At 61.5% G+C, this 14,210-nt stretch carries 14 protein-coding genes; 1 reads left to right on the top strand and 13 read right to left on the bottom strand.

All coding sequences use genetic code 11. The features are described 5' to 3' along the window. Nucleotides 1-9: 9 nt before the first annotated feature. From AB4K19_RS11430 to AB4K19_RS11375, 12 genes are all read right to left on the bottom strand, one after another. Entirely contained in the window at nucleotides 10-1,605 is a 1,596-nt protein-coding gene (locus AB4K19_RS11430) for an ABC transporter substrate-binding protein (protein WP_375228483.1), read from the bottom strand. 120 nt (nucleotides 1,606-1,725) lie between these two features. Beyond that, nucleotides 1,726-3,717, bottom strand: a complete 1,992-nt coding sequence (locus AB4K19_RS11425) for a CocE/NonD family hydrolase (RefSeq protein WP_436397616.1) — start codon at nucleotides 3,715-3,717, stop codon at nucleotides 1,726-1,728. 38 nt (nucleotides 3,718-3,755) lie between these two features. After that, entirely contained in the window at nucleotides 3,756-4,865 is a 1,110-nt protein-coding gene (locus tag AB4K19_RS11420) for a DUF4147 domain-containing protein (RefSeq protein ID WP_436397613.1), read from the bottom strand. 41 nt (nucleotides 4,866-4,906) lie between these two features. Next, nucleotides 4,907-5,353, bottom strand: a complete 447-nt coding sequence (gene dtd / locus AB4K19_RS11415; RefSeq protein ID WP_436397611.1) for a D-aminoacyl-tRNA deacylase — start codon at nucleotides 5,351-5,353, stop codon at nucleotides 4,907-4,909. Further along, nucleotides 5,350-6,021, bottom strand: coding sequence for a nitroreductase (locus AB4K19_RS11410; protein WP_375228481.1), 672 nt, complete (start codon nucleotides 6,019-6,021; stop codon nucleotides 5,350-5,352). The genes dtd and AB4K19_RS11410 overlap by 4 nt, the downstream gene beginning before the upstream one ends. After that, nucleotides 6,018-7,145: a primosomal protein N' (replication factor Y) - superfamily II helicase gene (locus tag AB4K19_RS11405; RefSeq protein ID WP_436397609.1), complete on the bottom strand. Its 1,128-nt coding sequence runs from the start codon at nucleotides 7,143-7,145 to the stop codon at nucleotides 6,018-6,020. The genes AB4K19_RS11410 and AB4K19_RS11405 overlap by 4 nt, the downstream gene beginning before the upstream one ends. Further along, on the bottom strand, nucleotides 7,136-7,549 hold the full coding sequence (locus AB4K19_RS11400; RefSeq protein WP_436397608.1) for a hypothetical protein: 414 nt from the start codon (nucleotides 7,547-7,549) through the stop codon (nucleotides 7,136-7,138). Before AB4K19_RS11400 ends, AB4K19_RS11405 begins: the two co-directional genes overlap by 10 nt. A 6-nt stretch (nucleotides 7,550-7,555) precedes the next feature. Then, entirely contained in the window at nucleotides 7,556-8,671 is a 1,116-nt protein-coding gene (locus tag AB4K19_RS11395; RefSeq protein WP_436397606.1) for an SPFH domain-containing protein, read from the bottom strand. A gap of 47 nt (nucleotides 8,672-8,718) precedes the next feature. Beyond that, on the bottom strand, nucleotides 8,719-9,654 hold the full coding sequence (locus AB4K19_RS11390; RefSeq protein WP_375228479.1) for a DUF2927 domain-containing protein: 936 nt from the start codon (nucleotides 9,652-9,654) through the stop codon (nucleotides 8,719-8,721). A 6-nt stretch (nucleotides 9,655-9,660) separates the two neighbouring features. Continuing rightward, nucleotides 9,661-10,857, bottom strand: a complete 1,197-nt coding sequence (locus tag AB4K19_RS11385) for a toxic anion resistance protein (protein ID WP_375228478.1) — start codon at nucleotides 10,855-10,857, stop codon at nucleotides 9,661-9,663. A 27-nt stretch (nucleotides 10,858-10,884) separates the two neighbouring features. Then, a complete protein-coding gene (locus tag AB4K19_RS11380) occupies nucleotides 10,885-11,769 on the bottom strand; it encodes a 5-bromo-4-chloroindolyl phosphate hydrolysis family protein (RefSeq protein WP_436397602.1) in 885 nt (294 codons plus the stop codon). A 293-nt stretch (nucleotides 11,770-12,062) separates the two neighbouring features. Then, nucleotides 12,063-12,905 (bottom strand): pseudouridine synthase, encoded by an 843-nt coding sequence (locus tag AB4K19_RS11375; RefSeq protein WP_375228476.1) that lies wholly within the window; start codon nucleotides 12,903-12,905, stop codon nucleotides 12,063-12,065. 63 nt (nucleotides 12,906-12,968) lie between these two features. Here AB4K19_RS11375 and AB4K19_RS11370 point away from each other — a divergent pair, with 63 nt between their 5' ends. Then, on the top strand, nucleotides 12,969-13,418 hold the full coding sequence (locus AB4K19_RS11370) for a nucleoside deaminase (RefSeq protein WP_436397600.1): 450 nt from the start codon (nucleotides 12,969-12,971) through the stop codon (nucleotides 13,416-13,418). A gap of 17 nt (nucleotides 13,419-13,435) precedes the next feature. Here AB4K19_RS11370 and AB4K19_RS11365 read toward each other — a convergent pair whose 3' ends face one another. Continuing rightward, nucleotides 13,436-14,125 (bottom strand): metal-dependent hydrolase, encoded by a 690-nt coding sequence (locus AB4K19_RS11365; protein WP_436397599.1) that lies wholly within the window; start codon nucleotides 14,123-14,125, stop codon nucleotides 13,436-13,438. Between the last annotated feature and the right edge of the window lie 85 nt (nucleotides 14,126-14,210).

The following is a 14,210-nucleotide window of genomic DNA, read 5'->3' as shown; positions in this document are numbered from 1 at the left end:
CAGACGGCCTTACGCGTCCGTCAGCCAGCACTTGATCGCGGCTTTGTTGTTCATGAGCGACCCGTTCGGATCTTCGAACCAGCCGCCGACGTTGTTGGCAATCGCGCCGACAAAGTCGTTAAACATCGGCAGGATCAGGCCGCCGTCGTTGCGCAGCATGACCGCCATTTTGGAGTAGATCTCCTTGCGCTTGCCCTCGTCGATTTCGGCGCGCGCGGACAGGAGCATTTCGTCAAACTCCGGCACCTTGAAGCGTGTGTCGTTCCAGTCAGCGGTGGACAGATAAGCTGTCGAGTACATCTGATCCTGTACCGGACGGCCACCCCAGTAAGAGGCACAGAACGGCTGAACATTCCACACTTCAGACCAGTAACCATCGTTGGGCTCACGCTTGATTTCCAGCGGAATGCCAGCCGCCTGTGCCGACTGCTGGAAAAGCGCTGCCGCATCGACCGCACCCGGGAAGGCGCCGTCCGCGGTGCGCAGGATGATGGGCGATCCGTCGTGGCCGGACTTTTTGTAGTGCTCGGCAGCTTTTGCAGCGTCATATTCACGCTGCTCAATGCTGTCGTCAAACAGTGGGTAGCTGGCGTTGATCGGGAAGTCATTGCCGATTGTGCCATAGCCGCGCAGAATTTTGTCGACCATTTCCTGACGGTTGATCGCATATTTCAGCGCAAGGCGCAGTTCATTCACGTCAAAGGGTGCCGTGTCTACGTGCATGATAAAGACGTAGTGCCCCCGGCCTGCAACAGATTGCACGCTCAGGTTCGGCGCGCGGTCCAGAAGACCCGCAACCTTGGGCTCAACGCGGTTGATCATATGCACCTGACCGGACTGCAGCGCTGCTGTACGTGCTGTGGCATCGTTCAGAACAAGCTGTTCGACCGCATCGGCGAAACCACGGTTATCTGCATCCCAGTAGTCATCGCGGCGCTTGAAGCCGTGGCGCACGCCAGGCTCGTCAAACTCGATGGTATAGGGGCCTGTGCCGATGCCGGCACCAGGATTGTCCATGCCGCCGCCGGGCTGGATCATCAGGTGGTAGTCTGCCATCAGATAGGGCAGGTCGGCGTTACCGGTCACCAGGTTTACGATGAAGTTGTCACCATCGACGCTCATGCTCTCGATGCCGCGCATGATGCCGAGAGCACCGGACTGACTGTCTTCGTTCGAATGGCGCTGCATGGTCTTCAGCACATCATCTGGCGTCATATCCTGGCCGTTCGAGAACGGGATGCCCTTGCGGATTTTGAAGACCCATTGTTTCGCATCTGCAGAGGCCTCGACGCTTTCAGCCATCCGCATGTCCAGCTGGCCTTTTTCGTCCACGTCGACAAGCGTTTCACCCCAGCAGCGCAGGTTGTTGAGCGGTACTTCCGATGCGGTCAGCGCCGGATCCTGCGTGTTTGTGCTTTCACCACCCTGCGCGCCAAGCTTCAGCGTACCACCGCGGACCGGCCCTGCGGCCTTCGCAGCCGTGGCCAGCATCGAATTTGCGACGGCGGCTGTGACGCCCAGTGCAGCGGCGCGGCCGACAAACTCCCGGCGCGTCATCAGGCCTTTGGTCACACGTTCACTGAGGTGTTTGAGTTGATTGTCCATTGGTTTCTCCCGGTTGGAACAGCATTGGCTGCTCATTTTTTGCTTTTGCGTTATGGTTTCAGGCTTGCGCATTTCTCACGGTGTCGCAAGGCCTATCGGCGATATTTGATGAGTCCAGGGTCACAGGTGGTCCCGGGCGATCTGGTCTGAGTGATCGCGCTCGTAGATCAGTTTGTCATTCTCCCATGCTTCCAGCCGCGCCCGGAGATAGAAAGTGGTGGCATCTGACCACATCTCACAGGTGGTTTCCGTGCGCAGTCGGATGCCATCCCGCTCCATTTCTTCCGTCCAGTGGCATGTCCCCCGTGCGGACAGCGGGTCGTCCGGGTGGATGCTCCATGTTTCACGGGCGATGGCCCCGGAAATCAGACCGTGTTCATCGTCCTGCACCTTGCCGAAATCGTCGAGGATATGTAGGTGCTCGTTTCCCGTTCCCATGTCTGTTTCCCGGCGTCTGCTGTTACTGGCCTCGCGCAGTGTTGTGGTGTTCCAGGGCGGGGCGGCGTCAGGAGGCGGAAACGCGCATTCCGGGCGCTTCGCGGTGCGCCGCACAGGCAGGTGCAGTGTCCCGGCGGTCAGTGTGAGCTGCGTTTTTTCCGGAGAGGGCCAGACAAGCGGCCAGTAGGCATCTGACAGCGAGACCCGGAGCCTGTGACCGGCCGGCACCCGATAGGCGATCTGGTCCAGTTTCAGTTCAACATCCACGATTTCGCCCGGCCGCATTGGTTCGGGTGATCCTGACCCGTTGCGGTGGCTCAGGTTCAGAACGCCATAGGTGATCCGCGTCACCGCTCCGTCGGGGTGCACATGCCCCAGACGGACCGCGATCTGTGCCTGTGGCTTGTCCGATGCCACCGACAGTCTGACCACTGCGCTGCCAAAAACGTCCGTGTCGTGGTCCAGCGGACCGGTGTCATAGCACAGGGACCTCGTGTCATCATCCCGCTGGTCGCCGGGCATTTCGGGCCCCAGCCAGATCGCGCAGTATTCCCCGGCCTCCGCGCCGCAGTCCTGCGGCGAGTTGATTGCAGCCATCAGCCGTGCAGGACCGTCAGACAGGCCATCTCGAGTGAAATAGAGCGTCCGGTAGGGGATGTGTGCGGCGGCTCCGTCCTGCTCAGTCACCCACCGGCCTGCACGCTCGGTATACCACCGTTCGGGGCGTACGCCGTCCATCACAAATGCCCGGTAATCCGGATCGTCTGTGACGCCGGTGTCCTCGCCTTTCAGCCAGTGGTCCCACCACCGCAGTGCTTCCTGCAGGAAACCGATGCGGGGTTCAGGCACGGCAAAATGCGGGTATTTGTGTACCCAGGGGCCAACGATGCCTTTGGCGTCGGGCAGGTTCTGCACGAGCTGCGGCACCGCGTTTTTGTAGGCGTCGCCCCAGCCACCGACGGCCAGCACTTTTGCTTTGATTGCGCTGTAGTCCTCGATCACCGATCCATGCCGCCAGTAGTCGTCCCGCCGCTGATGGCGCAGCCACACGGACGGCAGAAACGGTTCGTTCTCGAGGCGCTGCAGCCAGAGTTCCCGCCAGTTCTCCCGCAACGCCGGATCGGGTGCGCGGGACGAATAGGCCCACATAGTGGCCCCCCAGCCCAGGTTTTCGTTCAGCAGGCAGCCGCCTTTATAATGGATGTCGTCGGCAAACCGGTCGACGGTGGAACACAGCGTAATTACCGCCTTCAGCGGGTCAGGTGCCAGTGCCGCCACCTGCAGCCCGTTGAACCCGCCCCAGCTGATACCCATCATGCCGACCGTGCCGCTGCACCAGTCCTGAGCGGCCAGCCAGTTGATCACCTCGACCGCGTCGGCCTGTTCCTGCGGGGTGTATTCGTCCTCCATCAGGCCTTCGCTGTCGCCATTGCCGCGCATATCAACGCGAATGCAGGCATACCCGCGCGCGGCAAACCACGGATGGGTCAGCGCATCGCGCGCGCAGGTCCCGTCGCGCTTGCGGTAGGGCAGATATTCAAGAATGGCAGGAACCGGGTTTGCACCGGCATCTTTCGGGCGCCAGACGCGTGCAGACAATCTGCATCCGTCTGAAAGGGTGATGCCCACATCGGGCAGCTCCTCGATGTCGCGCAGGGTATTGGCAGCAGTCATGCGGCGACGGTTGCGCCGGTGACAGATTCTGTCAAGGGTCAGCGCCTGAGTGCTATGACGAGATCCATGACGTTTGTTCCGGTCGGCCCGGTGGTCAGCAGCGCATCACGTGCTGCGAGCCAGGGCCCGGCATCGGCCCGATCCAGGGCGTCCTGCCCGTCTGGCGACCAGACAGCGCCATCCACGACTGCACCAGCAGCACTCGTGGGCCCGTCCGTGCCATCGGTGCCGGCCACAAGGACCTGCAGCCCCCCGGTGCCCGATATTTCGCGTGCTAGCAGCAGGCCAAGGGCCTGGTTCCGCCCGCCTTCACCGGGATTGTCCGGCAGAACAACCGTGGGCTCGCCGCCAAAGAGATGCAATCCGGGAGCAGCGTTGCTCAACTTGTCTGCAACACGGCCCGCGACCACGTTCACATCGTCATAAAGCGATTCTTCGTCTGTTATCAGCGGAATGCCGAGACGGGCCGCCTCAGCAGCCACAGCGGACCGCGCAATCGCATTGCTGGCAACGATCTGTGGCACAAACTCAAAACCGGCACCCTCAGGCGCATCACCAATTCCGCTGCCGATAACAGACAGCGCGTCTCCCTCGACGTCAGAAATGGCCAGCGTCGTCACGCGCGTGCCTTTGAAATTGCTCAGCAGGGCGCCGCCTTTGACGCGGCTGAGTTTTTTGCGTGCGGCGTTCATCTCGTGAATGTCCGCGCCGGAGGCCAGCATTGCGCGCGCCCGCTCGCTGAGCCCGGCGAGATCGAGCCCATCAACCGGGTCCTCAGCCAGCGCGGAGGCGCCGCCCGACACAAGCATCAACAGATGACTGCCGGGGGCCATAGAAGACACGGTTTCACGTATCCGTCGCCCTGCCATGAGGGAGTTTTCATCAAGCACCGGGTGCGCGGCTTCGATGACGTGGGCATGGGCAGGCGCGCCGTCAGCATGATCGTATTTCGTTACGATCAGCATTGGCGTATCCGGAAAACGCGTTGCAGCAGCGCCTGCCATGGCTGTTGCGGCCTTTCCGACCGCGATAATCTGATCCGGCACCGGGCAGGGCGCGCTGTCCAGTGCCGCAGTTACGGATACGTCGCCGCGCACCGCGCGGACACCGGCCTGAAAAAGCCTCTGTAGCAGATCGTCTTTTTGCATGCTCAGGTTTTGTCGTGATTTCCGCAGAATGGCAATGGCGCTCAGGGGTTTTCCGTGTCCAGCCAGATGGTCACGGGCCCGTCGTTTACCAGACTGACCTTCATATCGGCTCCAAAACGCCCGGTTTCGGTTGCGATGCCCAGATCGCGCAGATGATGTGCAAAGGCCAGATAAAGCTCTTCAGCTTCCGGGGGGCGCGCGGCACCCGAAAACCCGGGTCTGTTGCCGCGTGATGTATCCGCGGCCAGCGTGAACTGGCTGACCACAAGTGCCGATCCGCCGGTCTGGACCACTGAGAGGTTCATGCGACCGTCGTCATCGTGGAAAATCCGCAGCTTTGATACTTTGGCCGCCAGCGCACGAGCCGTCTCGTCGGTGTCCCCGGGCATGGCGCAGACCAGGATGAGCAGGCCGGGCCCGGAACGGCCCACAGTCTCTCCACCTGTCGCTACACTGGCTTCGCTGATGCGTTGCAGCAGCGCTCTCATGTCCGCCAGTCCACGATGTCGTCAACGGTTGCACGGTCGGTGCGGAAACTGTTGGCGGGATGGTCCGTGTCGGCATAACCGAAGGATATGGCACAGAGCACCAGCCGGTCGTCTCCAAGGTCAAAGTACCTGCGCACAAATGCTGAATAGAAAGCGATTGCGGCCTGGGGGATCGTGTCCACGCCGCAGGCCGTTGCCGCGAGCGAGAAGGCTGTGACAAACCCGCCTGTATCCATGGCTCCGTAGGGCCCCAGTGCACGGGGGCTGGAGATGATCGCCACATGCGGTGCGTCAAACAGCGCGAAATTGCGCATCATCTGCTTTGCTGAAGCAGCACGGTCGCCTTTTTCAACACCAACCGCCTCATAGAGCTGCCAGCCACAGGTGCGCCGCCGGTCGCCATATACGCCCGGATACCCTTCGGGTGCGGCCAGATCCGGTGCGGGTGTGCCCGCAGCCACCTCTGCCTGAAGCGCCGTGCGAAACATTTCCGTCGCGGCACCCGAGGTGATCGTTACCTGCCAGGGCTGGGCATTGCACCAGGAGGGGACCCGCCGGGCGGCGTCGATGATGCGTTCGATGTCGCTGCGCGGAACCTCGTCGGCGCGGAAGGCCCGGCAGGAGTATCTGTCGTCAAGCAAGCCGGTCAGTGCATCAAATCTTGTCATTGGTTCATCGCATAAAAATAGGCAGCCCCAGCCGCGAGAATGGCGACACCAATCACAGCGAGCGCGATTTTCACGGCAGACCAGGGACGTTCGCCCTGGACCCGACCCGTCCGCCCGTTCACGACAAAGCGGTAGGTCTGGCCGCGGTATTTGTAGGCGGCGAGCCAGACGGGCAGAAGGATGTGTTTGAAGGTCACATCGCTGACCCGCGTGTCCACGCTGTGGATGCGCTGGCGGTCACCGCCGATGTCAAACCGAATGTCCCGTGCAATGGTTGCATCCATCTGTTCGCGGGCCTCGCGGAAACCGTCCTCCAATGATACCGCGTAGCCTTCGGCGCGGAATCCGGCGAGATACTCGGGCGTGTAAGGCTCAAGTGCTGCCAGATCCCAGGGCGCCAGCCCATCGGTGAATATCTTCGGCAGGCTGCGCGAGGCAAGCACCAGCACGTCATCAAAAAAGCGGGCAACGCGGCCCGAGGCAGACCGCCAGCGCACGCGCGCGACGCGCACCTGCGAGGTCTTGCCGTTGCGGGTAACAGTGCGGGTTTCGTAATAAACTGTTCCACGTTCGCCAGTGTACCGGGATTTGGTATCGGCATCGAACGTCCAGTAGGGCACATATATGCCCTGCATGCGCCGCCCCTTGCGCGCGTAAGCCTGCAGGCCGCCTGGCGCAAACCACAGACCGCCCAGCCAGTCGCTCATGGCGCTGTGTGCTGCCGCCTCGTCAAAGGCAAAGGGCAGAACCGCGCGGGGTTTGATATGCCTGTGGGTGCCTGTGTCAGCAACGACCGGCGTGGCGCAGAAGGGGCACTCCGTTGCATGAACCGCCGGGTCGAATTCCACCTCCGCCGCACAGTTGGGGCATTTGGAAACCCGGGTTTCCTCCATATCTGCTTTTGGCAATGCATCCCCGAGAGCCGCGCGGAAGTCGAGTTCGCGGATGCTGGCCGCGGCCCAGGGGCCGTGATCCATCGCTTCGGTGTTGCCGCAGTGATCGCAGCGCATCTGTCCGTGCGCCGGATCAAATCTCAGATCAGCACCGCAGGTGTCACAGGGAAAATGATGCTCAGCCGCCGGCGCAGGCGGCGGGGTACCGGTCGTCGCGTCGCTCACAGCCATCCTCCCGGTAATATGCGGCGCAGCGCGCCGTCACCCAGCGCGGTGGTCCGCCAGAGATTGAAAATGCCGTGCAGCAGGCCTGCACCAAGAAGTCCGACCAAAAGGTCGCGCGGGCCCGGTCCGGGCAGAGAAAAACCCAGTTGCGGGGCCAGAACGGACAGGCTGCAGACCCCAAGCAGCAGATACATCCCCCGGTTGGCCCACGGATGCGCCCGGCGCAGCGCACCGCTCAGAACGGGGCCGGGGCTATTCATCAGCCCGCACACCAGCGCCAGCATGCACATTGCCAACCCTGCCAGACCGAACAGCCAGGAGAGCACCGCGTGCGACGACCCTGCCGCCAGCAAAAGCAGCAGAAAAATCAGAATCGACCAGTGCAGCCCTATGGTGGCGTGTCGCCGCATTTCGCGTCAGCCCGCCGGGGGTGGCGGCGGTGGCGGCAGCACTGTGAACAGCTGGGCCAGTTCGGTAACCTCGCCCGCGGCCAGCCAGCCGTCCTGGCCAAGCGTCCAGACAAGCGTTTCGCGGGTCAGCGCGCCATCGGTTGCCATGCGCCCCAAAGCAGCCTTGGAGTAGGGCCCCTTGGTCTGACCGTTTTCGGCAATGTGCCACACATGCTCCACCGGTGGCGGCGGGGGCGGCACGGCGGCTGGTGCGGCAGCGCGTGCGCCCCACGGTCCCTGTTGCTGCGCGGCTGCCTGGCCGATCTGCATGCCCAGACCCGCGCCCAGACCCGCCTGGATCGCGGCAGCGCCCGCACCGTCGCGCCCAAGCGCCTCTGCGGCCTGGAACTGCATGTATTCGTTCAGATTGCCGATCACGCCCATCGAGGAGCGCTTGTCCATCACCTCTTCAACTGCGGGCGGCAGGGATATGTTTTCGATGTATAGTTCCGGCATCGACAGTCCGTATTCAGCCAGTTGAGCTTCGATCTCGCGTCCAACCAACTGGCCGAGTTCGCGTGTGTTCGCAGCCATATCCATGACCGGAATACCGGCGCGCGCCAGAGTGCGCGAGAATTCCTGCACGATGATGTTGCGGATCTGAAAACTGATCTCGTCCATCGTGAATTCACCATCCGTTCCAACGATTTCCACAAGGAACTTCGCGGGATCCGACACTTTGATCGAGTAGGTTCCGAAGGCACGCAGCCGCACGGGGCCAAACTCGGGATCACGGCAGATCACCGGATTCTTTGTACCCCATTTCAGATCGTTGAACCGGGTGGTGTTGACGAAATAAATCTCGGACTTGAAAGGGCTGCGGAAACCATGGTCCCAGTGCTGCAGGGTCGTCATGACCGGCATATTGTTCGTCTCGAGCATGTAGAGACCGGGTGTGAAGACATCGGCCAGCTGGCCTTCGTGCACGAACACTGCTGCCTGTCCTTCGCGGACTGTCAGCTTCGCGCCGTACTTGATCTCATGACCTTCGCGCTCAAACCGCCAGACCATGGTGTCCCGCGTGTTGTCTGTCCAGTGGATGACATCGATAAATTCGCCGGAAAGAAAATCAAAAATTCCCATTTACTCAGTCCTTTGCGTGTTCTTTCTCATGTGTTACATGAGATAATTCAGAGTGGTCCGCTGATCAGTTCACGTGCCATAATCCGTGTCACCGGCGCGGCCTCTTCCGCGGTCATTCCGGGGCTCAGACGGTCATCGTAGAGCATCCGCAGCAGCAGTTCGTCGTGCCTGGTGAGCAGCGCAAATTCGTCGTCATCGTTAAAGATTGACGGGCGCGCATCGCGGCTGTCGTTTGCCAGACCCAGTCCCTGGGCCAGTTCCTCATGGATGCAGCTCTGGCGGAGAAGCCCGGGGTTTTCCGCGCGGATAAGGGCCACGGCAGCCGTGTAGGTATTTGCACCGGCACCTGCGGCATAGGCGGCGACCGCGCAATAGGTGTCGCGGTTCAGATTGCGGAGCGCGTCGAGGCTCTGGGCCGAGATGCCGGGTATTTCAGCCGCGGCCTGGTTCAGTGCCATGTCACGGTCGTCCTCGGATGCGACGATGACCACGAAGTTCGGGCGGCCGAAAAAGCTGATCGGGTGGCCGGTGATCCCGGAAAGCCGCCGGGCATATTCGCGGATGGTTTCCGTGTCTCCGCGCGCCTGTGAGGGGGGCAGGCCGGGGCCGGTAATCACTTTCATACGCACCGGCGCATCCCAGCGCCGCAACGGACTTTCACCGCCGCGACCCTGCAGCGCACGGGCGTATTCGTTGAAAAACACGATCTGCTCAAAGTTCCGCGCCAGCATATCCGCCGTAAACGGTGTGTCCGGTCCTCCGCCGTCGGTGCGCAACAGGCCCTGGTTCAGCTGTGCGGTCTGAACCTGGCCAAAATAGCTGCGCAACGCCGCGCTTTTCTCGGAGGTCGGTCTGATGTCGACCGGCGCACTCTGTGTCGGGCGGGGCTTCGGTGTGGCACTGGTCGCCAGTGGCATGTCACAGGCCGTCAGCGCCAGCAATGCCAGCGCCGCAGCGGTCTTTCTGAACGTGCCAGCCGGCATTCCCGGTCAGCCCGGCACAGCGGTGCCGGCGTTGTCGCCTGTGCCGTCACCCCGCGCTTTGGCCGCAGCCAGCGTATCACGCAGGCGGGTTTCCATCTCCTGCAACTCCGTCTCGGCCGCGGCACGGCGTGCCTTGCCCTCGTCGGCAATCTGCAGGCTTTCTTCAATGGTGCCGATCAGATCGGCGTTAGCCTGTTTGACGGCCTCGATGTCAAAGACACCGCGCTCCATTTCCTCGCGTATGACCTTGTTGCTTTCACGCAGGTTCTTCGCGTTTGCTGTCAGCAGTTCGTTCGTCAGGTCATTTGCGTCCCGTACTGCAGCGGCGGCTTCGGCAGAACGCTGAATGGTTACGGCCTGTGCCAGCTGGGTTTCCCAGAGCGGCACAGTATTGACCAGAGTCGAATTGATCTTAGTGACCAGTGATTTGTCATTTTCCTGCACCAGCCGGATAGAGGGCAGGGACTGCATGGTGACCTGGCGGGTCAGCCTGAGATCGTGAACCCGGCGCTCCAGGTCATCGCGGGCGGCACGCAGGTCGCGCAGTTCCTGTGCCACCATCACCTGATCACCTTCCGCAGCGGCCTCGACTTCGGCGGCTTTGGCCGGGATGGTCTTTTCGTCGAGATCGCTCAGTTTTTCTTCACCAGCGGCGATATAGAGCGCCAGTTCATCATAGAACTGGAGCGTTTTATCATAGAGCAGATCAAGCGATTTGATGTCCTTCAGCAGCGTGTGTTCGTGCTTGAGAAGGTCGTCGGTGATGCGGTCTATCTGATCCTGAACCTGTTCAAAGCGTGCCGTAAACTGAGCAAAGGGCGCGGCCTTGCCCAACAGTTTTTCCCAGAACGTGGTTTTGCGGCGCACATCCAGTTCGGAGACCGAAAAACCACGGATCGTGGAGACAATGTTCCGCAGGCTGTCACCGGCTGGGCCTACATCCTTGTTGCGCACGCCGCCCAGCATGGCCTGGCTGATTTCCTGCAGCTCAACCTGTGCGCGGCTGCCGAAAGACACAATCGAGTTGGTGTCCGTCATGTCGATCTCGGCCATGCGCTTGCTGATTTCGGCGCCGACAGGCGCATCGGCGTCGGCCAGTGGCACGATCGCTGTCGCTTCGGCTGGTTCAGGCAGCACAACAGCTGTTACTTCTTCCACCTCGGCCAGTACGGCCTCGGCTTTTTGACGTATCTTATCGGACATTCCGGTTCCTCTCTTGTGCGGGCTGCGTCATTCGGTGCGCACACCTTCGCGTTTCAGTCGGTCCCGCAGGACCTCGATCTCGACCGTCAGATCGGTCTGGTCGTCCAGCAGCAGCGTTTCAGTGCGTGCTGCAAAGTTCTTTTCCATGTCATCCAGAAGGACGAGATAGTCTGTTTTGGCACCGGTGTCCCTGGACCGTGCATAAATGTCTGCAAACTTCGCCGAGGCGTCGCGCGCACCCATCAGATAAACGCCCAGATATTTGCGGGCCGCGGTCAGATCCCGCGGGTCATCCTCGACCGTTGCAATCAATGTGCGTGCGGCGGCCTGAAACTGCTCCATGCGTGCGCTGACCTCACGGTCATTCGCGCGGCGCAGCGCGTCAGACATAGCGCGCAGGTGGTCTTCGGCTTCGTCGACCACGCGGGCCACTCGGTCCTGCTGGAACGTATCGATGCCTTCCATGCCCTTGTCACTGAGCGGATCTGTGCCGAAAGCAGCCAGATGCAACCCGGCCACAACCACGCCAAAGAGAACAGCCGCCGCAATACCTGCGCCGTGACTGAAGGCTCCCATGGCAATGCCGGCACCTGCGAGCAGCGCGGCCAGTATCTTGCGGGGCAGGGCCGGACGGCGCGCTACTTTACGGGCGTGCCAGGCAGCCTCTGCCTGCAGGCCGCCGCGCAGGAGCCATGCGCCGAGGCTGAGAATGCCCGCGCCGGCAACGCCCGTCGCGAGGCCAAGGGCACCGTTGAAAATCGCGGTGAACAGCAACACAACAGCGGGCAGAAACATAAGATTTGCGCGCGCTCCGACGGGATCCACACGCGCGCTGGTGTAGGCACCGGGCCGGGCGGCCCCGTTGTCCGGTTTGCCATTCGGGCTGTATTTTCCGCCGAAACGCTGCGCCATAAATCAGAGCCGGGACAAAAGCCCGGATGCGACACCCAGCATCACAAGCAAAAGCGCCACATAGGCTGTTTTCTGAAATGTTGTGGGCGTCATGGCTCTCCCTCGTCCCGGACACTCTGCGAATATATGCGCACATTTACAACCGCGCCAGTTTTCTGTCCCGCTCAGACGCTCAGACTGTGCTGTCAGAGCGTGCGGCGCCCGACGTTCATGCTATGGTCTGAATGTGGCGGCCCGGCGCATCCGGTGGCAGGGGGAAAGGGGAGCTGTTTTTCACCGGGAACCGCCGCAGGTTATTTCCGTTTGTCAGGTGTTGTTTTCCGGCGTGCGGCGCGGCGAACGGCAGGGCGGCCGGAGCCTTTTCCACGCGCAGGCATCTGCGCCGTGTTGCGCTCGTCGGCGGCATCAAGGCCCAGCTGATCCCGCACGACCTTGCGCCTGACTTCCTCAACCTCGCCCTGCTTCAGTTCGCCCAGCTGGAACGGGCCATAGCTGATACGGATGAGCCGGTTCACGGTCAGCCCGATTTCCGTCATGGCGCGCCGGATTTCGCGGTTGCGCCCTTCACGCAGCCCGACGGTAAGCCAGGCATTGGCCCCCTGTTGTCGGTCCAGCGAAACTGCCATGGGCTGGAATGTCTCACCCTCTGCGGTGATCCCTTTGCGCAATGGCTCGAAGGTTTCTTCGGTCGGGCGTCCGTTCACGCGAACCCTGTAACGGCGCAGCCAGCCGGTCGATGGCAGCTCCAGACGCCGTTTCACACCGCCATCGTTTGTCAGAAGCAGCAGACCTTCGGAATTCAGGTCAAGCCGTCCGATGCTCATGACGCGCGGCATGTCTTCGGGCATTCTGTCGTAGATTGTGTCGCGCCCCTTTTCATCGCTGTCCGTGCTGACCAGGCCGACAGGTTTATGGTACAGCCAGATCCGCGGCGGATCAGGTTCGCCAACCTCCTTGCCATCAACAGCGATTTTGTCGCTGGTGGTGACGTTCAGGGCAGGCGAGGAGATTATCCTGCCATTGACGGAAACGCGCCCGGCTTCGATCATGCGCTCGGCTTCTCGGCGGCTGGCGATGCCGGCGCGGCTCAGAACCTTGGCGATGCGGTCGCCTTTTGGTGTTTCGTCAGTGCTCATGGCGGCGGCATATCCTGTTTGCGGGTCTTGCGAAAGAGAGGCCTTTGAGGGCATCACCATCAGATGGGCTTTACGTCACATATGGAACAGGCGCTGTCAGAGGCGCGGGCCGCGGCAAAACGCGATGAGGTCCCGGTGGGGGCCGTTGTGGTCGACCCGCAGGGCCGTGTTGTCGCTGCTGCAGGCAACCGCACGCGGGAGCTTAACGATCCGACGGCCCATGCCGAGGTTCTGGCCATCCGCGCCGCCTGTGCGGCTGCCGGGTCAGAACGGCTGCCGGGCCATGATCTCTATGTCACGCTGGAACCCTGTCCCATGTGCGCTGCGGCAATTTCTGCCACGCGGATCGGCCGGTTGTATTACGGGGCAGATGATCCGAAATCAGGCGGCGTGGCCCATGGCGCGCGGGTGTTCGCACATCCGCAGTGTCATCACGTGCCTGAGGTTTTTGACGGTATCGCCGCTGAAGAGGCCGAGGTCATGCTGCGGGCCTTTTTCCGGTTTCGCCGCTGACGAAACCGGCGCATCCATCAGAGGCTGATCGGCTTCATGACTTCCGGCTCAATCACGTCGACGCCGGGCAGACCCGCAACCAGATCGTCGGCAGACTGTTCCAGAATGTCGAACGTCCGGTAATGGCAGGGGATGACTGTTTTGAAGTCAAAATACTTCTTCGCAGCCCATGCAGCCCCTTTCATATCCATCGTGAAATGGCCGCCTGCGCTCAGAATACCCACATCTGGCTGGTAGTATTCGGCGATCCAGGCCATGTCCGCCATGATGCCGGTATCGCCGGAAATATACAGCGTGTGTCCATCGGCTTCGATGATGTAACCGCACTCCCGGCCGACAGGCGCACCATTTGCACCGGGGAGTGACGTGGAATGCATCGCGGGCACCATACTGACCGCCACATTTCCCAGCATGACCCGGCCGCTCATGTTGAAACCTATAGTGCTGAGGCCTTCTGTTTCTTCGAAATGCCCCATCAGGTCATAGATACCGACGGCGGGTGCGGACAGCGATCTGGAAAGCGACACCAGATCGGCAGTGTGATCAAAGTGGCCGTGGGTGATCAGGATATGGGTCGCACCCGAGATGGCCGCCTCGTGCTGATCCTCGGTCAGCATCGGGTTTCCTGTCAGCCAGGGGTCGACGAGCAGAACCTGATCCCCGGTTTCGATCCGAAAACTGCCATGTCCCATCCAGATGATATCCATTGAACCTCTCCGCCGTTGATTTAGGTGGCACAGTAACCGGGAAATCGCCGCAGAAAAGGCTCCTTTGGTATAATTCAACGCGCAA

The organism is Roseobacter phycocola (assembly GCF_042055075.2).
GTDB lineage: Bacteria > Pseudomonadota > Alphaproteobacteria > Rhodobacterales > Rhodobacteraceae > Roseobacter.
The sequence above is the reverse complement of the archived record's forward strand: the minus strand, read 5'-3'. Positions and strand labels throughout refer to the sequence as shown.